Genomic DNA, 19,302 nt, shown 5'->3' on the forward strand with positions numbered 1-19,302 from the left:
ATGAAAATAGGCATAGGATACGACGTACATAGACTACAAGAAGGGCGAAAGCTGATACTTGGAGGAGTGGAAGTACCTCACTCAAAGGGGCTATACGGACACTCGGATGGAGATGTGCTTACACATGCCATAGTAGATGCCATACTTGGAGCGCTCGGGAGAGGGGATATAGGAAGACATTTCCCGGACACATCTGAAGAGTATAAGGATATATACAGCATAAAGTTGCTAGAGCGTGTTGTGGAGTATATGGATTCAGAAGGTTACTCGATAGGGAATTTAGACTGTATAATAGCCGCCCAGAAGCCCAAGCTTGCACCATATATAGAGGATATGGAGAAGCTAATTGCGAAGACGCTTAAAACAGAAGTGGGAAACGTGAATATAAAGGCGACCACGACAGAAAAGCTTGGATTCGAGGGAAGGGAAGAGGGCATATCCTCTCAGGCTGTAGTGCTCTTAAACAACTAGTTGACACAGGTTTGCTTTTCTAGTAATATAAATCTGATTAGGGTGTTGCCGCGAATAGACCTTCGTTCCTTTGGGGATGGAGGTATTTTTGTTTAGATACAATTTAAATCAAAAGGAGAGAACGCTATGAGAATGTCAAAACTGTATATGCCTACACTTAGGGAAGTACCTTCGGAGGCGGAGCTTCCAAGCCACAAGCTGCTGCTTAGAGCTGGAATGATAAAGAAACTCGTATCAGGAGTATATACATATCTTCCTATGGGCTACAGAGTCATAAGAAAGATAGAGAATATAGTTAGAGAAGAGATGGAGAAGATAGACTCTCAAGAGGTGCTTATGTCTGCCATACTTCCAGCCGAGCTTTGGCAACAGACTGGAAGATGGGAGGACTTCGGGCCTGAGATGTTCAAGCTTCACGACAGGCACGGAAGGGAGTTCTGCCTTGGGCCTACACATGAAGAGGTTTTTACGGACACGATAAGACATGACGTAAAGTCCTACAAGCAGCTGCCACTCAGCCTCTACCAGATACAGACCAAGTACAGAGACGAGAAGAGACCTAGATTCGGGCTTATGAGATCGAGGGAATTCATAATGAAAGACGCCTACACTTTCGACGTGGACGAAGAGAACATGGTAAAGGCCTACTATGAGATGTGGAAAGCCTACGAGGAGATATTCAAGAGATGCTCTCTTGACTTCAGAGTGGTCGAAGGCGACTCGGGAGCTATGGGCGGAAGTGACTCACACGAGTTCACTGCCATGTCTGAGTACGGAGAGAGCAATATAGTCTACTGCGACAGCTGCGACTACGCCGCTACAGACGAAAAGGCGAAATGCGTATACGAGCAGAAAGCAGACGACGCAGTAGCTGAAGAGCTTGAAAAAGTTCACACTCCTGATGTAAGGACTATAGATGAGCTTTCAGAGTTCTTTGGAGACTCTAGCTCTAAATTTGCCAAAATGGTCATATACAATGTAGCTGGAGAGATAGTTGCAGCTATGATACCTGGAGACAGAGAGCTAAACGAGATAAAGCTTCTGAACATACTTGGAGCAGGAGAGCACGAGATACAGATGGCCTCTGAAGAAGAGGTGAAAGCTGCCACAGGAGCGGAAGTTGGATACGCAGGGCCTATAGGGCTTGCTGAAAATGTAAAGCTTCTAGTCGACTCTAGAGTGGCTGCTATGAAGAATTTCTATATAGGGGCAAACGAGACAGGGTACCACTGTAAAAATGCCAACTACGGAAGGGATTTCGAGGGCGAGATAGTGGAGGATCTGTTGCTTGCTGGAGAAGGAGACGCATGCCCTAGCTGTGGCGGAACGCTTAAGATGGACAGGGGAATAGAGATAGGGAACATATTCCAGCTTGGTACAAAGTACAGCAAGGCTCTAGGCGCGACTTATCTAGACGAAAACGGAAAAGAGCAGGACATGGTAATGGGGTCTCATGGGATAGGTGTATCTAGGACTATGGCGGCTGTCATAGAGCAGAACTACGATGAAGACGGAATAATCTGGCCTATAGCCCTTGCGCCGTACGAGGCCATAGTGGCCATAGTAAACGTAAAAGACGAGGAGCAGGTAAAGCTAGGAGAGGAGATCTACAGCGAGCTCAAGTCTATGGGAGTGGAAGTGCTGCTTGACGACAGAAAAGAGAGAGCTGGAGTGAAGTTCAAAGATATGGACTTGGTCGGAATACCGCTTAGAATAACTGTGGGCAAGAGAGCGCCTGAAGGCATAGTGGAGTTCTCGAACAGAAGAGACAGGGAAAAAGTGGAGCTGGAAAAATCTCAGCTAGCAGACAAAGTAAAGTCTGAATTTGAAGCTCAAGGTCTTACTATTTAGTTACAGTAAGTTGAAAAAATGCTTCGCTTTATAGACTGTGAAAAGCGTTGTGATATAATGCAAGTGAGTTTCTAATATTATTTTGGAGGGATAGACTTGAAGAAGATAATTGCGGTCTTGCTTGCATCTGCTATGCTTGCTACGGTGGCGGTTGCAGACAGGATAGAGAATGTAACGGTGAGTCTTGGAAGTGACTTAAACGGCGAGCAGAGGGCCATGATGCTGGACAGATTCGGTGTTGGAGAAGATGTAAATATTGTGGAAGTCACAAATAGAGAAGAGAGGGCTTATCTTGGAAACTATGTCGACGAGAGCCTGCTTGGAACAAGGGCGATATCCTGCGCCTACGTGGAGGAGCTCGACGACGGGTCTGGAATAGAGGTGGAAACATCTAACGTCACTTGGGTCGACGAGAGAATGGTGCAAAACGCACTTACAACTGCCGGAGTGAAAGATGCCAAGGTCAAGGTCTCTGCTCCATTCAAGGTATCTGGGACGGCTGCGCTTACAGGAGTCATAAAGGCCTTCGAAGGGGCGACAGGCTCGACTGTGAGCGAAGAGGAGAAGCAGGTGGCAAACGAGGAGATAGCCAAGACAGGCGAGCTGGGCCAGGAGATAGGAAAAGAAAAGGCCACCGACCTTATTGAGGAGATAAAGCTGAAGGTAGTAGAAGAAGGCATAAGCGATCCTCAGGAGATAAAAGTTATAGTCGAGGAAAAAGCTAGAGAGCTGAACATAACGCTAAATGAAGAGCAGTTCCAGCAGATAATATCGCTTATGCAGAACATAGGTTCGCTTGACCTGGACATATCCGGGATAAAGGACCAGCTTTCAGATATCTCCGACAAGGTCACTACAGCTGTGGAAAATTCAGAGGAAGCCAAGGGGCTGCTTCAGAAGATAGCGGACTTTTTCAAGGAGCTTCTAAGCGGCATCACATCTTAAGTATATAAATAAGGCGCTTAACAGCGTCTTTATTTTTTAGCGTATATACTGTATAATGAACTGAAAAAAGAGATAGAAAACAGGAGGCATATGGAATGGTTAGAGTGAGATTTGCACCGAGTCCTACGGGCTACTTGCATATAGGAGGACTGAGAACTGCACTTTACGACTACCTATTCGCCAAGCAAAACGGAGGTAAGTTCATACTGAGAGTCGAAGATACAGACAGAACTAGATTTGTAGACGACTCTATAGAGAACCTCGTAAAGGCTATGGAATGGGCAGGAATCGGGCATGATGAAGGTGTTTTTATAGAGGACGGAAAGATGGTTGAAAGAGGGGAGTACGGCCCTTACGTTCAATCAGAGAGACTTCATATATACAGAGAGTATATGGACAAGCTTCTAGAGAGTGGAGATGCTTACTACTGCTTCTGTAGTAAGGAAAGGCTCGAAGCCATAAGAGAAGAACAGAAGAGCAAGCAGATGATGCTTGGATATGACGGACACTGCAGAGATTTAAGCGCAGAAGAGGTCAAGTCTAGAATAGAGGCTGGAGAAGAGTATGTAATAAGACTTAAGCTTCCTGAGAACGAGGACATAACTTTCCACGATCTTATAAGAGGGACTATAACCATGAACACCAAGGATCTAGACGACCAGGTGCTTATGAAGTCTGACGGATTCCCGACTTATCATATGGCAGTAGTCGTAGACGACTATCTTATGAAGATAACACATGTAGTGAGAGGAGAGGAATGGCTGCCTTCAGCTCCTAAGCATGTATACCTGTTCAAGGCTTTCGGATGGGACGCACCGGAGTTTGTGCACCTGCCTACGGTTCTCAACAGTGAGAAGAAAAAGCTGAGTAAGCGTCATGGTGACGTGGCTGTAGAGGACTTCAAGTCCAAGGGATACCTTCCTGAGGCGCTTGTAAACTACCTTGCACTTATAGGCTGGAGCCCGGAGAGCAACAATGAGTTCTTCACCATGGAAGAGCTTGTATCTGAGTTCTCTTTTGACAGGGTTTCAAATGCAGGAGGAGTTTTCGACAAGCAGAAGCTGGACTGGGTAAACGGACATTATATAAGAGAGGCCGATCTGGACAGACTTACAGAGCTTGCAATTCCATACTTGATCGAGAGTGGAGAGATAGACAGCGCAGACGTGGAGAACAGATACGACTGGATAAAAGCCCTAGTTGCAATACTGAAAGACAGAGTGTCTACAGTGGCTGAGATATCTGAGAAAGCCAAGTTCGTATTCGAGAACAATATAGAGTTCGAGACTGAAGAGGCGGAGCAGACTATAAAAGAGAGCCAGATCATAGAGATACTGGCGGCGCTCGAAGAGGAGCTTTCAGCCATAGACGAAATAGATGAAGAGTTCTCTAAGGGAATCATGAAAGCACTACAGAAAAAGACAGGGGTAAAGGGCAAGAATCTCTTTATGCCTATAAGAATAGCCATAACAGGACAGCAGCACGGACCTGACCTTGACAAGATAATGCTTGTAATAGGGAAGGAAAACCTCCTGAAGAGGATAGAAGTGGTTAAATCAAAATTGAAATAAAGACATTGAAGAGGAGAGTAGCGCAGCTAAAAGCAAAAGAGAGAGGTCTCTAGGCTGAAAGGACCTTGGCGGAAAGCTGTGTGAAATGCACCTTGGAGTCTCTCTTTTGAACAGAGTAGGAAGAGACGTATATCTGCGTTAAAGATCGGAGTGGAGAGAAATCTCAACCAGAGTGGAACCGCGGGAAGCCGTCTCTGTATATTCTATACAGAGGCGGTTTTTTGTATTTGAAATCAAGAGCGAGGAGGAAATTATGTTTAGAGGAGTTGTAGAAGACATAAGAGCTATAAGGCAGAGGGATCCAGCAGTGAGAAGCAACGTAGAGGCATTTCTATGCTATCCTGGGCTTCATGCAATCTGGAACCACAGACTTACACATTGGCTTTACAAGCACAGGGTGTTTCTGCTGTCTAGAATAATATCAAATATCTCCAGGTTTTTTACAGGGATAGAGATACATCCTGGTGCTACAATAGGAAGAAGGGTATTTATAGACCATGGTACAGGAGTTGTGATTGGAGAGACGGCCGAAGTCGGAGACGATGTCACCATATACCAGGGTGTAACGCTTGGAGGAACTGGAAAGGACACTGGCAAGAGGCACCCTACCATAATGGAAAACGTGGTTATAAGCAGCGGAGCCAAAGTGCTAGGGCCATTCACTGTAGGGGCTAACTCCAAAATAGGGGCAGGATCTGTAGTGCTCAAGGAAGTACCGCCTAACTGTACTGTAGTGGGGGTGCCTGGAAGGATAGTGGTGAAAGACAACAAGAGAGTGAATGTTGAAGAGAGTGGCAAAGCTGTGAAAAAAGAAGACTGCTTGAAAGAGATAATGAAGGACATAGACCTTGACCAAGTGGGACTGCCAGACCCTGTAGCAAGGCAGTTTGAAAACCTTGTAAAGAGGATAGAGGCATTGGAAGAGAAGCTTGAAATAGAGAAGAAGGGAAAGGGTGAAGAGGATGAAACTTTATAATTCCATAAAAAGAGCGAAAGAGGAGTTTGTTCCGATAGACAGCGACGAGATAAAGATGTACGTTTGCGGGCCTACAGTATACAACTATATACATGTTGGGAATGCAAGGCCGCTTGTAGTGTTCGACACGCTCAGAAGATATTTGAACTACAAGGGGCAGAAGGTGAACTACGTAGTCAACTTCACAGACATAGACGACAAGTTGATAAATAAGGCCAAAGAGGAAAACACCACAGTGAGTGAGCTGGCTGAAAGGTATATAGAGGAGTATCTAAAGGACTCGAGAGCACTGAATGTAAACGAGGAGGACACAAAGCATCCAAAGGCTACAGAGCATATAGACGACATCGTAGAGTATGTCAAAGCGCTTATAGAAAAGGGATACGCATACGAGAGCCATGGAGATGTGTACTTCGAAGTGGCCAAGGTGGAGGACTACGGAAAGCTGTCCAAGAAAAAGCTGGAAGACCTTATCACGGGGGCCAGAGTTTCTGTGAGCGATATAAAGAAGAGCCCTGCCGACTTTGCGCTCTGGAAAAAGGCCAAGGTCGGTGAGCCAGCATGGGAGAGCCCTTGGGGGCTTGGAAGACCGGGCTGGCATATAGAGTGCTCTGTGATGTCCCAGAAATACCTTGGAGAGACTATGGACATACACGCCGGTGGAGAGGACCTTCAGTTTCCACACCACGAAAACGAGATAGCGCAGAGCGAAAGTCTAACAGGGAAGCCGTTCGCAAACTACTGGCTTCACAACGGGATGATAAACGTGAACAACGAGAAGATGTCCAAGTCGAAGGGCAATTTCTTCACAGTAAGGGAGATATCCGAGGAATTCCATCTTGAGATACTCAGGTTCTTCTTGCTCACAGCTCACTACAGAAAGCCTATAAACTTCAGCAGAGACAATATGGAGCAGGCCAAGAGAGGGCTTGAGAGAATCTACAAGTCGAAAGAGAGACTAGAGGAGCTGCTGGAGTCTGCTAAAGGGTCTGAAATCTCCGAGAAAGACGCAGAGGCCCTAGCTGAGGTGGAGAAGTACAGAGTAGAGTTCGAGCAGAGCATGGAAGACGACATAAATACGGCAGACGCCATCTCGGCCATATTCGAGATGGTGAAGGTCATAAACACCAGCTTAGATGAAAATAGCTCTAGAAAGGCTTTAGAGGAAGTGAAGTCGACTCTATGCGAGCTTGGAGAAGTTATAGGCATATTCCGCATGGAAAAAGAGAGCCTCGAAGGTGAAATAGAGAAGCTTATAGAGCAGAGAAACAAGGCTAGAGCGGAAAAAGACTTCGCCACTGCCGACAGGATAAGAGACGAGCTTTTAAACGATGGGATAGTGCTTGAAGACACTCCGCACGGCGTAAAGTGGAGGAGAGTCTAAGCGATATGGATATGGGAAAAAAAGAAGGCGGATTATTTAGAGACTGGAGCGAGTCGGAAGTGCGCATGATGTCGCCTCTTAGACTCGCCTATATAGGCGACGCTGTCTATGAGATAATGATAAGGGAGTACCTCTTAGAGCACTTTGGTGGATCTATGCACAAGCTTCACAAAGAGTCCACAAAGTACGTGAAAGCTGAAGCGCAGGCCAAGATAGCTCATATGCTAGAGCCTAAACTCACAGAGGAAGAGATGAGCATACTCAAAAGAGGCAGAAACGCCAAGTCTGGCACGGTACCTAAAAATGCCAAAGTCCAGGACTACAAATATGCAACTGGCTTTGAAGCGCTAGTGGGATACCTGTATCTGCTGAAGCGAGAGGACAGGATAATGGAGTTTTTTTCTGACGTACTGGAAGGTGGAGTGATAAATTGAAAAAGCTAAAAGTGGAACTACTGAGCTATACGCCTAGAGGGGAAGAGCTGGTGGCTTCGGCCGCCAAGCTCTGCTACTCTCCATCGGGGATAGCCGACATACTGGAAAAGCAGAGCAGAGGAGATGTGGAGAACTTCATAGACAAGTTGCTGGAGCTTGGGCACGAGTCTCCCCTGGAGCATATAAGCTACACTTTCGGGATAGAGGGCGTCAGCAGGTCATTAACCCACCAGCTTGTGAGGCACAGAATAGCTTCATACTCTCAGCAGTCGCAGCGCTATGTAAAGCTTGAGCAGTTTGAATATATAATGCCTCCAAGCGTGGAGAAGAACCAAGAGGCCAAGGCGAAGTTTATAGAGGCTATGGAGATGTCTCAAAAGAGCTACGACGAGATATTTGAAGCGCTCTACAGCGAGAGCAGAAGAGAGCTTGTAGAGTCTGGAATGGACGAGGCGGAGGCCGGCAGGGCCGCGGAAAAAAAGAGCATAGAGGATGCGAGGTATGTTTTTCCGAATGCCTGTGAAACCAAAGTTGTGGCGACTATGAACGCAAGGAGCCTTTTGAACTTCTTTAAACACAGGTGCTGCAACAGGGCCCAGTGGGAGATAAAGGAGCTGGCAATACAGATGCTTGTGCTTGTGCTTGAAGTCTCGCCTGAGATCTTCAAAAATGCAGGGCCGGGATGTGCAAATGGCCCATGTCCCGAAGGCAGAATGACATGCGGAAAGATTTCGGAAGTCAGAGAGTATTTTAAAAACTTAAAGGGAGAGATTCGGAATGGATAGAAATGACCTGGTAGAGGGAAGAAATCCTGTTATAGAGGCGCTAAAATCTGAGGAGAGGTCGGTAGAGAAGCTGTTCGTATCCAAAGGAGAGAACAAGGGTTCCGTGAACAAGATACTTGGAATGGCCAAAGACAAGAAGATACAGATAGAGCATGTGGACCGTTCGAAGCTAGACGAGATGACAGAGGGCAAATCCCATCAAGGTGTTGTTGCGCTTGTATCTCCTTACAAATACAAGGAGCTTGAAGATATTTTCGAAACAGCATCAGAAAGAGGCGAAGACCCGTTTATACTGATACTCGACGGGATAGAGGATGTGCACAACTTCGGGGCCATAGTCAGAACTGCCGAGTGTGCAGGGGTTCACGGTGTGATAATACCCAAGAGAAGGTCTGCAAGTGTAAACTCCACTGTGCTAAAGACTTCTGCCGGAGCGGTTGAGTATATGAACATAGTCAAGGTCACAAATTTGGCAGCCACTATAGACGAGCTAAAGTCCAGAGGTGTTTGGATATACGGAGCTGATATGGACGGAGAGTACTACTATGACATGAACCTGAAGGGGCCTATTGCACTTGTCGTAGGGAGCGAAGGCAAGGGAATGAGCAGGCTCACAAAAGAGAAATGCGACGCGCTTGTAAAAATACCTATGTCGGGCAAGATATCTTCGCTAAACGCCTCTGTGGCTTCGTCTATAGTGATATATGAAGTAGTAAAACAGAGAAGAGGGTAGATATGAATGGGAAAGAGTATCTGTTTGTGGACGGATATAATATCATAAACTGCTGGGAAGAACTAAAGAAACTCAGCGCCATGGATCTAGATACAGCCAGAAACAGGCTTATAGACATAATGGTGGAGTACCACGTATATACAAAGACGGTGGTGGTAATAGTCTTTGACGCCCATATGGTGAAGAACGGCTTGCGGAAAGTAGAGAAGATAAAGGGAATAGAAATTGTCTATACAAAAGAACACGAGACGGCAGACATATATATAGAGAAGACGCTTGACCGCATAGGTAAGATCAAGAGAGTTAGAGTTGCCACCTCAGACTGGGTAGAGCAACAGGTCGTGCTGGGACGGGGCGGGACCAGAATATCTGCTAGAGAGTTAAAGCTAGAAATCGAGGACAACAAGAGGCATATAGCCCAGAAGTCAAGAGAAATAAACAGGCCCAACAATCTTGTCATAGGGAGACTGGATGAAAAGCTGGTGAAAAGGCTTGAAGAGTGGAAGCGACTCAACTGCGAGGAATGATTTAATCCCACCCCTAAGGGTATAAGGCATTTAGGGGGAGGGTGGGGAATGTGTGCGGAGAGTTAAAAAATGCAACAAGTCTTTACGATGCACTAGAGGATGAAGAGCTTTTAGAGGAAGCCAAGCGAGGCGACGCTTTGAGCTTAGGTTACCTGATGAAAAAGTATGAGTACTTTGTAAGGGCTAAGGCCAGAAAGTATTTTTTAAACGGAGCTGAGAAAGAAGATGTATTTCAGGAGGGGCGGATGGGGCTTTACAGAGCCGTGCTAGACTATGACCCTGAGAAATCCACTTCTTTTAAGTTCTTTGCAGAGATATGTATCACAAGGCATATAATGACCGCTGTGAGCGCTCAGAATAGACAGAAACATATGCCGATGAATACCTATCTGTCGACAGACAAAGCGCTGTACGACAGCGGGTCAAACTGGAACCTCTCGAATATGATATCCGAGGGCGAAGCTGGAGATCCAGAGTGGATATATATAAACCGAGAACAGCGAATGGAATTTCGTGAAGCCATGAAGAAGTCGCTTTCAAGACTAGAGCGGAACGTGTTCTCGCTCCATATGAGAGGTGTTCCCTATGCTGAGATGTCTGAAATACTGGGGAAAGGCGAAAAGTCAATCGACAATGCCCTTCAAAGAGCTAGAATAAAAGCCCAGAACTATATGGAATCAAAACTGAAAACTTAGTTTTTATGTTATTGACATATAGGGTGGGAGATAGTAGAATATGGGGTAGATGATGCCTGTGTAGCTCAGTAGGTAGAGCACTTGCATGGTAAGCAAGGGGTCGCTGGTTCAAATCCGGTCATAGGCTCCAAAAAAGAATATAAATAGTAAATTCTTATAGAATAGAGACCATCTTTTCTGAAACAGTAGGCAGATGGTCTTTATTACAAATCACTATCCGAGGAGGAAAAGAAGAATGGGAAAAGCAAAATTTGAAAGAAATAAGCCACACGTAAACATAGGAACAATAGGACACGTAGACCACGGTAAGACAACACTTACAGCGGCGATCACAATGGTTCTTAACAAGAAGTATGGAACAGGAGAAGGAGTTTCATACGACAATATAGACAAGGCACCAGAGGAAAGAGAAAGAGGAATCACAATAAACACATCTCACGTAGAGTACGAGACAGAGAACAGACACTACGCACACGTGGACTGCCCAGGGCATGCTGACTACGTAAAGAACATGATCACAGGAGCAGCACAGATGGACGGAGCGATCCTAGTATGTTCGGCAGCGGACGGACCGATGCCACAGACAAGAGAGCATATCCTTCTATCAAGACAGGTAGGAGTACCTAAGCTAGTAGTATTCCTAAACAAAGCAGACATGGTAGACGACGAAGAGCTAATCGAGCTAGTAGAGATGGAAGTAAGAGAGCTACTAAACGAGTACGAGTTTGACGGAGACAACACACCAATAGTAGTAGGATCAGCGCTTAAGGCAATAGAAGATCCAGAAGGCCCATGGGGAGAGAAGATACTTGAACTAATGGCAGCAGTAGACGAGACAATCCCAACACCAGAGAGAGCTACAGACCTAGACTTCCTAATGCCAGTAGAGGACGTATTCTCTATCACAGGAAGAGGAACAGTTGCAACAGGAAGAGTTGAAAGAGGAGTACTACACGTACAAGACAACATAGAGATAGTAGGACTAGCAGACGAGTCAAGAACAGTAGTATGTACAGGAATAGAGATGTTCAGAAAGCTACTAGACGAGGCACAAGCTGGAGACAACATAGGAGCCCTACTAAGAGGAGTACAGAGAGACGAGATAGAGAGAGGACAAGTACTAGCTAAGCCAGGAAGCATAACACCACATACAAAGTTCCTAGGTGAAGTATACGTACTTACAAAAGAAGAGGGAGGAAGACACACACCATTCTTCGACGGATACAGACCACAGTTCTACTTCAGAACAACAGACGTAACAGGATCGATCAAGCTTGAGGAAGGCGTAGAGATGGTAATGCCAGGAGACAACGCAACATTCGAGATCGAGCTAATCACACCGATAGCGATGGAAAAAGGACTTAAGTTCGCGATCAGAGAAGGTGGAAGAACAGTTGGAGCAGGAGTTGTTACTGACGTAATAGCTTAATTGAATAACTGAGATTAAACTAGGTGGATACCGCCTAGTTTTTCTTTTAGGTATAAACCTTCAATGGGTCAAAAAAACATTGACACGGTTTTTAAACTGTGATAGTTTATATAAAGTGGTATGATAAAAAAAGATTCGGGTTGTTTTGGCCCTATTTAGAATTACTTATACATGGAACTATAGGTACATTAGGAGGTGTCACAGTGAGATCAAAAGTAACTTTAGCTTGTACTGAGTGTAAGCAGAGAAATTACGATACTATGAAGAACAAAAAAAATAATCCTGACAGAATAGAGATGCAAAAGTACTGCAAATTCTGTAAAACACACACGCTTCACAAGGAAACGAAGTAATACAAACTATAAGGATGTGAAACTAGATGTCGGCCCAAACCAACACAGATAGAGGAGCTAAATCAGGATTCCTCAAAGGTATCAAGTCAGAGTTTAAAAAGATAACTTGGCCAACTAGGGAGAACATAATAAAGTATACAGTAATGGTTATTGCAGTTTCCTTTGTAGTTTCTTTACTAGTATGGCTTATAGATACAGGACTACATCGTTTATTATCGCTTGTGTTAGGGTAATAACAGTGAAGGAGGTAGGACCTTAGGGTCTCTTAAATTATGACAGAACTATCAGACAAAGGGAAATGGTACGTAGTACACACTTACTCTGGTCACGAAAACAAAGTTAAGGCCAATTTGGAAAAATTGGTTGAAAACAGAGGAATGCAAGATATTATTTTCAGTGTGAAAGTGCCGACTGAAGAATACACAGAAAATAAGAGTGGCAAGCAGAAGACAAAAGAAAGAAAAATGTTTCCAGGATATGTCCTAGTGAATATGATTATGACAGATGAATCTTGGTATCTCGTCAGAAACACTAGAGGAGTTACAGGTTTTGTAGGACCAGGATCGAAACCTATTCCGCTTAGTGAAGAAGAAGTGAGAAATCTTGGAGTGCAGGAGAAGCTGCCGCAAGTAGATGTTATAGAGGGAGAGACTATAAGAGTTAAGTCGGGACCTTTCGAAAACCTAGAAGGTGTAATAGAGGAAATAGACAGCGAAAAGAGAAAAGTAAAAGCTTTCGTATCTATGTTCGGAAGAGACACTCTTGTGGAATTGGACTTTGAACAATTCGAAAAGATATACTAATAACGTCTAAAAGCTTATTAAGGCTTTATATAATATAGATTTAGTGAGAAAAACAAGGAGGTGCAATAAAATGGCAAAAAAAGTTATTGCTTTAGTTAAACTACAAATTCCAGCTGGAAAGGCTACTCCAGCACCACCGGTAGGTACTGCACTAGGACCACACGGTGTTAATATAATGCAATTCACAAAGGAATTCAATGCGAAGACAGCAGATCAAGCAGGTATGATAATACCGGTAGTGCTAACTGTTTATCAGGATAGATCGTTCTCGTTCATAACAAAAACTCCACCAGTTGCTATACTTCTAAAGAAGGCAATAGGAATAGAGTCAGGATCAGGAGTTCCAAACAAGACTAAGGTTGGAACTATATCAAAAGAGAAAGTTAAAGAGATAGCAGAAGTTAAGATGCCAGACCTAAATGCTAGCAGTGTTGAAGCTGCAATGAGCATGGTAGCTGGTACAGCTAGAAGCATGGGAATAACTGTAGAAGAGTAGTTTTAAGCAGTGGGAGGTAAAAAACAACCGTTAATACCACAGAGGAGGTTAAATTAAAATGGCTAAAAAAGGTAAAAGATTTCAAGAGATATCTAAGCTTGTAGACAAGGAAAATTTATACGGGGCTGACGAAGCTCTAGAGCTAGTTCAAAAGACAGCTAAAGCTAAGTTTGACGAGTCTATAGAGCTATCTATAAAACTAGGTGTAGATCCTAGACATGCTGACCAGCAGGTAAGAGGAGCAGTTGTTCTTCCTAACGGAACAGGAAAAGACAAGAAAGTACTAGTATTTGCAAAAGGAGAAAAAGCTAAAGAAGCTGAGGCTGCTGGAGCTGACTTCGTAGGAGCAGAGGAACTAGTAGAGAAGATACAGAAAGAAAACTGGTTCGGATTTGACGTTGTTGTTGCAACTCCAGACATGATGGGTGTTGTAGGAAGAATAGGTAGAGTGCTAGGACCTAAAGGTCTAATGCCAAACCCTAAGTCAGGAACAGTAACTTTCGAAGTTAAAAAAGCTGTTGACGATATAAAGGCTGGTAAAGTTGAATATAGAGTTGACAAAGCTGGTATAGTTCACGTTTCTTTCGGAAAAGCTTCGTTTGGAACAGAGAAACTGAAGGAAAACTTCGATGCACTAATGGACGCTGTTATAAAAGCTAAGCCATCAGCTGCAAAAGGAAAATACCTTAGAAGCGTTGTAGTTTCAAGCACTATGGGGCCTGGAATAAAGCTTAACGCTCAGAAGTTAATGGACTAATAAAACAGTTGACAAAGCTCGTAGAGCGTGTTAAACTTTTAAAGTCAAAAGAGAATACATTCCGTAGACAGCAGGGACTAAGCGTTTAAACATCCTGCCGAGGGTTTAAAAGAGGGAAACTTCAAGCCTTTGCGTGTCTGTACGGATATGCAAAGGCTTTTGATTTTGAAACAAAAATGAGGAGGTGACTATATGTCAAAAGCTATTGAAATAAAGCAAGGTTTAGTTTCAGAGATAGCAGAAAAACTTGACAAGGCTACATCTTGTGTAGTTGTTGACTATAGGGGACTTACAGTTGAGGAAGTTACTGAGCTTAGAAACAAGTTTAGAGAAGCTGGAGTTGATTATAAAGTTTATAAAAACACTATGGTTAGAAGAGCAGCAAGCCAAATCAACAAGATGGAAGAATTCAACGATGAGAAACTTGTTGGAACTAACGCTTTTGCAATAAGCTACGACGACGCTGTAATACCAGCTAAAGTTGTAAGCGACTTCGCTAAAACTCATCCAAACCTAGAGTTCAAGATGGGATATATCGAGGGAGAGTTCTACGATGCAGCTGGACTTGAAGAGCTATCTAAGATACCTTCAAGAGAAGAGCTTATCGCGAAACTTCTTGGAAGCCTTAAGGCTCCAATGTCTAACTTTGTTTACTTACTTGATGCGATTGCAAAGCAGAAAGAAGAGCAAACAGCGTAGTAGAAAAATTATATTATTAAATGTAAACTAAAAAAATTCGGAGGTGTCATATAATGACTATAGAGCAAATATTAGAAGCTATAGAGGAAATGAAAGTTCTTGAGCTAAACGAACTAGTTAAAGCGGCAGAAGAGAAATTTGGAGTATCAGCATCAGCACCAGTTATGGTAGCAGGTGGAGCAGTGGCAGGTGGAGCAGCAGCAGAAGAGAAATCTGAGTTCGAGGTTGTACTTGCAAGCGCTGGAGCAGAGAAGATAAAAGTTATAAAAGTAGTTAGAGAGTTAACTGGACTAGGACTTAAGGAAGCTAAAGAAATAGTTGACGGAGCTCCTAAGACACTAAAAGACGCTGCGTCTAAAGAAGAAGCAGAAGAAATAAAGGCTAAGCTAAGCGAAGTAGGAGCTACAGTAGAACTTAAGTAGTTTTAAAAGCTGAATCACGTTTAGGACAAGAAAGGTTTCGCTCAAAGGAGAGAAACCTTTCTTGTTTTTTTAGTCTAAAAATCGAAGTAAGAGTCGAAGCTAGGTCTCTGCGCAACGCTGCTTAATTGATTGACAGCTTTACATAGTTATGATAAGATAGTATGATGTAAAAGAGACGATTTTGACTGATCAAAATCCAAGATTTCCAAATCTTGATTAATAGTTTTTATAAGGGGTGAATTAAATGGTGCATCCTGTTTCAGTAGGAAAACGGGTTCGTATGAGTTATTCTAAGATAGATGAGGTTTTGGAACTTCCAGATTTGGTGGAAATTCAAAAAAAGTCATATGAATGGTTTTTGAAAGAAGGACTTAAAGAAGTATTTGACGATATCTCGCCTATAAGGGACTACACGGGTAATCTGATACTTGAATTTGTAGACTATTCAGTAGGTGATGAATCTAAATATGACGAAGAAGAGTCTAAAGAAAGAGATGTAAACTATGCGTCACCGTTAAAGGTGAAGATAAGACTTATAAACAAGGAGACTGGAGAAGTCAAAGAGCAAGAGGTATTTATGGGAGACCTTCCTCTTATGACTGAAAAGGGAACCTTCATAATCAATGGAGCTGAGAGGGTAATAGTAAGTCAGCTTGTTAGATCTCCTAGTGTATACTACTCGGAAGAGCTAGATAAGACTGGGAAAAGCCTGTTTTCTTCTACGGTAATACCAAATAGAGGAGCTTGGCTTGAGTATGAGACAGACTCTAACGACATAGTATATGTAAGGGTCGATAGAACTAGAAAGCTGCCTATTACTATATTCCTTAGAGCGTTAGGACATGAGACAAACAGCTCTATGGTAGAACTTGTAGGTGAGAGCGAGCAGCTGTTGAAGACATTAGAAAAAGACAGCACCAAGACGCAAGAGGAAGCTCTAATAGAAATATACAAGAGACTCAGACCGGGAGAACCTCCTACTTTAGACAGTGCCAAGAGCTTATTTGAGTCGCTCTTCTTTGACCCTAAGAGATATGATTTAGCCAGAGTCGGTAGATATAAATTCAATAAAAAGCTTGCACTTAGTGCTAGAATAATGAACAAAAAGTCATCAGAAGTTATATTCAATCCAGAAACTGGGGAGATAATAGTTGACAAAAACGAAAAGATAAACAGAGATCAAGCGAGAGCTATAGAGAACGCGGGCATAAATGAAGTAAAGGTTTTAAATGAAAGTGACATAGAAGTCATAGTCATAGGAAACCACTTTGTGGAGCCTAGCGCTTTTGACATTCCATTCGACATAAAAGAGATGGGGCTTAGAGAAAAAGTCTACTATCCTATTATGAAAGAGATAATGGAAGAGAACAGCGATGAAGACTCGATTAGAGAAGCTATAAAAGACAGAATAAGGGAGCTTTCCCCTAAGCACATAACTGTTTCAGATATGATTGCGTCTGTAAACTATGAGTTCAACCTGTTTGCAGGAGTAGGAGTTGTAGACGATATAGATCACCTAGGAAACAGAAGGGTTCGTTCAGTAGGAGAACTATTACAGAACCAATTCAGAATAGGTCTTTCAAGAATGGAGAGAGTAGTCAGAGAGAGAATGACTATACAAGACATAGAAGTTGTAACTCCTCAGACACTTGTAAACATAAGACCTGTTTCTGCGGCCATAAAGGAATTCTTCGGAAGCAGTCAGCTTTCGCAGTTCATGGATCAGACGAATCCACTTGCAGAGCTTACAAACAAGAGAAGGATGTCTTCACTAGGACCAGGTGGACTTAGTAGAGATAGAGCTGGATTCGAAGTAAGAGACGTTCACCACTCGCACTACGGAAGAATGTGTCCTATAGAGACTCCAGAGGGACCGAATATAGGTCTTATAACTTCCCTTACTACGTATGCAAAGCTAAACGACTACGGATTTATAGAGGTTCCTTTCAGAAAAGTGGAGAGAGGGACTGGAGTAGTTACAAACGAGATAGAGTACTTGACAGCAGATTTAGAGGACTTGTTTATAGTAGCCCAGTCAAATGAGATACTAGACGAGAATGGTAAATTTGTAAGCGAGAGAATGATAGCGAGAGCTAGATATGGTGCAGTTGACGTTGTGCCTAGAGAAGAGATAGACTACATGGACGTTTCACCTAAGCAGATAGTGTCAGTAGGTACAGCCATGATACCTTTCCTTGAGAATGACGACGCCAACAGAGCGCTGATGGGATCTAACATGCAGAGGCAGGCAGTGCCGCTTCTAAAGACAGAGGCCCCTATAATAGGAACAGGAATAGAGTACAAAGCTGCAAAGGACTCTGGATCAGTTGTGATATGTAAACACTCGGGAACAGTGTCGAGAGTCACTTCAAGCGAAGTTCATGTAAAGAGAGATGAAGATGGTACGCTAGACAAGTACAAGCTTCTTAAATTCAAGCGTTCAAACCAGGGAACTTGCGTAAATCAAAGACCTATAGTGTCTAAGAATGAGAAAGTTGAAAAGGGACAGCCCCTAGCAGACGGACCTTCTACAGACCAGGGAGAGATAGCGCTTGGAAAGAACCTCATGATAGCTTTTATGACTTGGGAAGGTTACAACTACGAGGACGCCATACTTCTGAACGAGAGACTTGTAAAAGAGGACGTTCTGACTTCAGTGCATATAGAAGAGTACGAGTCAGAGGCGAGAGATACGAAGCTAGGACCAGAAGAGATAACTAGAGACATCCCTAATGTAGGAGAGGAATCTCTGAAGAACCTAGACGAGAGAGGAATCATAAGAATCGGAGCAGAGGTTGAAGCCAACGACATACTAGTTGGTAAAGTAACTCCTAAAGGAGAGACAGAGCTTACAGCCGAGGAGAGACTGCTTAGAGCCATATTCGGAGAAAAAGCTAGAGAAGTCAGAGATACTTCCCTTAGAGTTCCACATGGAGAAAAGGGAATAATAGTGGATGTAAGAGTCTTTACAAGGGAGAATGGAGACGAACTTTCTCCAGGAGTCACTCAGCTTGTAAGGGTTTATATAGCTACAAAGCGTAAGATAAACGTTGGAGACAAGATGTGTGGTAGACACGGAAACAAGGGTGTCATCTCTAGGATACTTCCAGAGGAAGACATGCCGTTCCTTCCAGATGGACAGCCGCTTGACGTAGTGCTTAACCCGCTGGGAGTTCCTTCGCGTATGAATATCGGACAGGTGCTGGAGGTCCACTTAGGACTTGCGGCTAAGAAAGCCGGATGGATGGTAGCTACGCCTGTATTTGACGGGGCAAACGAGGACGACATAAAAGACGCCCTTAAAGATGTAGGGCTTCCTGAAAGCGGAAAGATAGACCTTAGAGACGGTAGAAGCGGAGAGTCGTTCGATAACCCTGTTACAGTGGGTTACATGTACATGCTTAAGCTTCACCACCTTGTAGACGACAAGATACACGCTAGATCTACAGGACCTTACTCTCTTGTAACTCAGCAGCCACTTGGAGGAAAAGCTCAGTTTGGTGGACAGAGATTCGGAGAGATGGAGGTTTGGGCACTAGAGGCTTATGGTGCTGCTCATACACTTCAGGAGATATTGACAGTTAAGTCGGACGACGTAGTCGGACGTGTAAAGACTTACGAATCAATAGTCAAAGGCGAGAGCATACCTGAGCCAGGCATACCTGAGTCATTTAAGGTTCTTATAAAAGAGCTTCAGAGTCTTGCACTTGACATAAAGGTTCTTTCTGATGGAGAAAAAGAGATAGAATTCAAAGAGCTAGTTGATGATGAAATAGAAGAGCTTTCGGTAGAGCTAGAGCCTGAGGGAATGAAGAACTACCACGAAAGTGAAAAAGAAGAGCTTGCAAGCACTTCGACTATAGAGTCTGAAGAAGATCTAGAAGAAGAACTGGATATTGAAGATGAAGATATAGATGGAGAGAGTATACTTAAGGACGATCTGTTTGAAGAAGACTTCGAATAAAATGTCT

At 43.7% G+C, this 19,302-nt stretch carries 20 protein-coding genes, 1 tRNA gene and 2 other annotated features; all 21 genes read left to right on the forward strand.

Annotation, left to right across the window (positions count from 1 at the left end):
• The 21 genes from ispF to rpoB all read left to right on the forward strand — a co-directional run bounded on the left by ispF (position 1) and on the right by rpoB (position 19,295).
• Entirely contained in the window at positions 1–471 is a 471-nt protein-coding gene (ispF, locus tag EUAN_RS04640) for a 2-C-methyl-D-erythritol 2,4-cyclodiphosphate synthase (RefSeq protein WP_071062221.1), read from the forward strand.
• 126 nt (positions 472–597) lie between these two features.
• Positions 598–2,322 (forward strand): proline--tRNA ligase, encoded by a 1,725-nt coding sequence (locus tag EUAN_RS04645; RefSeq protein ID WP_071062223.1) that lies wholly within the window; start codon positions 598–600, stop codon positions 2,320–2,322.
• 96 nt (positions 2,323–2,418) lie between these two features.
• Complete coding sequence (locus tag EUAN_RS04650) at positions 2,419–3,267, forward strand: DUF1002 domain-containing protein (protein WP_071062225.1); 849 nt, start codon at positions 2,419–2,421, stop codon at positions 3,265–3,267.
• 95 nt (positions 3,268–3,362) lie between these two features.
• Positions 3,363–4,838 carry a glutamate--tRNA ligase gene (gene gltX / locus EUAN_RS04655; RefSeq protein WP_071062227.1) on the forward strand — a complete coding sequence of 492 codons (1,476 nt, stop codon included), beginning with the start codon at positions 3,363–3,365 and terminating at the stop codon, positions 4,836–4,838.
• Positions 4,835–5,037, forward strand: a binding site (T-box leader). Its footprint overlaps the gene before it by 4 nt.
• Positions 5,011–5,814, forward strand: a complete 804-nt coding sequence (cysE, locus tag EUAN_RS04660) for a serine O-acetyltransferase (RefSeq protein ID WP_281182080.1) — start codon at positions 5,011–5,013, stop codon at positions 5,812–5,814. (Overlaps the previous feature by 27 nt.)
• Complete coding sequence (cysS, locus tag EUAN_RS04665; RefSeq protein WP_071062231.1) at positions 5,801–7,198, forward strand: cysteine--tRNA ligase; 1,398 nt, start codon at positions 5,801–5,803, stop codon at positions 7,196–7,198. The genes cysE and cysS overlap by 14 nt, the downstream gene beginning before the upstream one ends.
• 11 nt (positions 7,199–7,209) lie before the next feature.
• Complete coding sequence (locus tag EUAN_RS04670; RefSeq protein WP_071062696.1) at positions 7,210–7,632, forward strand: Mini-ribonuclease 3; 423 nt, start codon at positions 7,210–7,212, stop codon at positions 7,630–7,632.
• Entirely contained in the window at positions 7,629–8,417 is a 789-nt protein-coding gene (gene thyX / locus EUAN_RS04675; protein WP_071062233.1) for an FAD-dependent thymidylate synthase, read from the forward strand. The genes EUAN_RS04670 and thyX overlap by 4 nt, the downstream gene beginning before the upstream one ends.
• The gene (gene rlmB / locus EUAN_RS04680; protein WP_071062235.1) at positions 8,410–9,150 is read left to right on the forward strand and encodes a 23S rRNA (guanosine(2251)-2'-O)-methyltransferase RlmB; all 741 of its coding nucleotides are present in this window, start codon (positions 8,410–8,412) and stop codon (positions 9,148–9,150) included. The genes thyX and rlmB overlap by 8 nt, the downstream gene beginning before the upstream one ends.
• Positions 9,151–9,152: 2 nt before the next feature.
• The gene (locus EUAN_RS04685) at positions 9,153–9,677 is read left to right on the forward strand and encodes an NYN domain-containing protein (protein WP_071062237.1); all 525 of its coding nucleotides are present in this window, start codon (positions 9,153–9,155) and stop codon (positions 9,675–9,677) included.
• Between the two features lie 50 nt (positions 9,678–9,727).
• On the forward strand, positions 9,728–10,372 hold the full coding sequence (sigH, locus tag EUAN_RS04690; RefSeq protein ID WP_071062239.1) for an RNA polymerase sporulation sigma factor SigH: 645 nt from the start codon (positions 9,728–9,730) through the stop codon (positions 10,370–10,372).
• Between the two features lie 54 nt (positions 10,373–10,426).
• Positions 10,427–10,502: transfer RNA gene (locus EUAN_RS04695), tRNA-Thr, on the forward strand.
• Between the two features lie 105 nt (positions 10,503–10,607).
• Complete coding sequence (gene tuf / locus EUAN_RS04700) at positions 10,608–11,801, forward strand: elongation factor Tu (protein ID WP_071062241.1); 1,194 nt, start codon at positions 10,608–10,610, stop codon at positions 11,799–11,801.
• 203 nt (positions 11,802–12,004) lie between these two features.
• Positions 12,005–12,154, forward strand: coding sequence for a 50S ribosomal protein L33 (gene rpmG, locus EUAN_RS04705; RefSeq protein WP_071062243.1), 150 nt, complete (start codon positions 12,005–12,007; stop codon positions 12,152–12,154).
• A 26-nt stretch (positions 12,155–12,180) separates the two neighbouring features.
• Positions 12,181–12,387, forward strand: coding sequence for a preprotein translocase subunit SecE (gene secE / locus EUAN_RS04710; RefSeq protein ID WP_071062245.1), 207 nt, complete (start codon positions 12,181–12,183; stop codon positions 12,385–12,387).
• Between the two features lie 39 nt (positions 12,388–12,426).
• Positions 12,427–12,957: a transcription termination/antitermination protein NusG gene (nusG, locus tag EUAN_RS04715; protein WP_071062247.1), complete on the forward strand. Its 531-nt coding sequence runs from the start codon at positions 12,427–12,429 to the stop codon at positions 12,955–12,957.
• A gap of 70 nt (positions 12,958–13,027) precedes the next feature.
• Positions 13,028–13,453 (forward strand): 50S ribosomal protein L11, encoded by a 426-nt coding sequence (rplK, locus tag EUAN_RS04720; protein WP_071062249.1) that lies wholly within the window; start codon positions 13,028–13,030, stop codon positions 13,451–13,453.
• A 58-nt stretch (positions 13,454–13,511) separates the two neighbouring features.
• On the forward strand, positions 13,512–14,210 hold the full coding sequence (gene rplA, locus EUAN_RS04725) for a 50S ribosomal protein L1 (protein WP_071062251.1): 699 nt from the start codon (positions 13,512–13,514) through the stop codon (positions 14,208–14,210).
• Positions 14,211–14,253: 43 nt separating this feature from the next.
• Positions 14,254–14,382: a sequence feature (ribosomal protein L10 leader region), on the forward strand.
• A gap of 20 nt (positions 14,383–14,402) precedes the next feature.
• A complete protein-coding gene (rplJ, locus tag EUAN_RS04730) occupies positions 14,403–14,909 on the forward strand; it encodes a 50S ribosomal protein L10 (RefSeq protein ID WP_071062253.1) in 507 nt (168 codons plus the stop codon).
• A gap of 53 nt (positions 14,910–14,962) precedes the next feature.
• On the forward strand, positions 14,963–15,331 hold the full coding sequence (rplL, locus tag EUAN_RS04735; RefSeq protein ID WP_071062255.1) for a 50S ribosomal protein L7/L12: 369 nt from the start codon (positions 14,963–14,965) through the stop codon (positions 15,329–15,331).
• Between the two features lie 244 nt (positions 15,332–15,575).
• On the forward strand, positions 15,576–19,295 hold the full coding sequence (gene rpoB, locus EUAN_RS04740) for a DNA-directed RNA polymerase subunit beta (protein ID WP_071062257.1): 3,720 nt from the start codon (positions 15,576–15,578) through the stop codon (positions 19,293–19,295).
• Positions 19,296–19,302 lie beyond the last annotated feature (7 nt).

Origin of the sequence: Andreesenia angusta (genome assembly GCF_001855385.1) — a bacterium.
Taxonomy (GTDB): Bacteria; Bacillota; Clostridia; order Tissierellales; family Gottschalkiaceae; genus Andreesenia; species Andreesenia angusta.

What these genes read in the sequence shown, in the direction of transcription:
- ispF (WP_071062221.1), top strand. Translation starts at nt 1, where the DNA reads ATGAAAATAGGCATAGGATACGACGTACATAGACTACAAGAAGGGCGA.
- EUAN_RS04645 (WP_071062223.1), top strand. Translation starts at nt 598, where the DNA reads ATGAGAATGTCAAAACTGTATATGCCTACACTTAGGGAAGTACCTTCG.
- gltX (WP_071062227.1), top strand. Translation starts at nt 3,363, where the DNA reads ATGGTTAGAGTGAGATTTGCACCGAGTCCTACGGGCTACTTGCATATA.
- cysS (WP_071062231.1), top strand. Translation starts at nt 5,801, where the DNA reads ATGAAACTTTATAATTCCATAAAAAGAGCGAAAGAGGAGTTTGTTCCG.
- EUAN_RS04670 (WP_071062696.1), top strand. Translation starts at nt 7,210, where the DNA reads ATGGGAAAAAAAGAAGGCGGATTATTTAGAGACTGGAGCGAGTCGGAA.
- rlmB (WP_071062235.1), top strand. Translation starts at nt 8,410, where the DNA reads ATGGATAGAAATGACCTGGTAGAGGGAAGAAATCCTGTTATAGAGGCG.
- EUAN_RS04685 (WP_071062237.1), top strand. Translation starts at nt 9,153, where the DNA reads ATGAATGGGAAAGAGTATCTGTTTGTGGACGGATATAATATCATAAAC.
- tuf (WP_071062241.1), top strand. Translation starts at nt 10,608, where the DNA reads ATGGGAAAAGCAAAATTTGAAAGAAATAAGCCACACGTAAACATAGGA.
- secE (WP_071062245.1), top strand. Translation starts at nt 12,181, where the DNA reads ATGTCGGCCCAAACCAACACAGATAGAGGAGCTAAATCAGGATTCCTC.
- nusG (WP_071062247.1), top strand. Translation starts at nt 12,427, where the DNA reads ATGACAGAACTATCAGACAAAGGGAAATGGTACGTAGTACACACTTAC.
- rplK (WP_071062249.1), top strand. Translation starts at nt 13,028, where the DNA reads ATGGCAAAAAAAGTTATTGCTTTAGTTAAACTACAAATTCCAGCTGGA.
- rplA (WP_071062251.1), top strand. Translation starts at nt 13,512, where the DNA reads ATGGCTAAAAAAGGTAAAAGATTTCAAGAGATATCTAAGCTTGTAGAC.
- rplJ (WP_071062253.1), top strand. Translation starts at nt 14,403, where the DNA reads ATGTCAAAAGCTATTGAAATAAAGCAAGGTTTAGTTTCAGAGATAGCA.
- rplL (WP_071062255.1), top strand. Translation starts at nt 14,963, where the DNA reads ATGACTATAGAGCAAATATTAGAAGCTATAGAGGAAATGAAAGTTCTT.
- rpoB (WP_071062257.1), top strand. Translation starts at nt 15,576, where the DNA reads ATGGTGCATCCTGTTTCAGTAGGAAAACGGGTTCGTATGAGTTATTCT.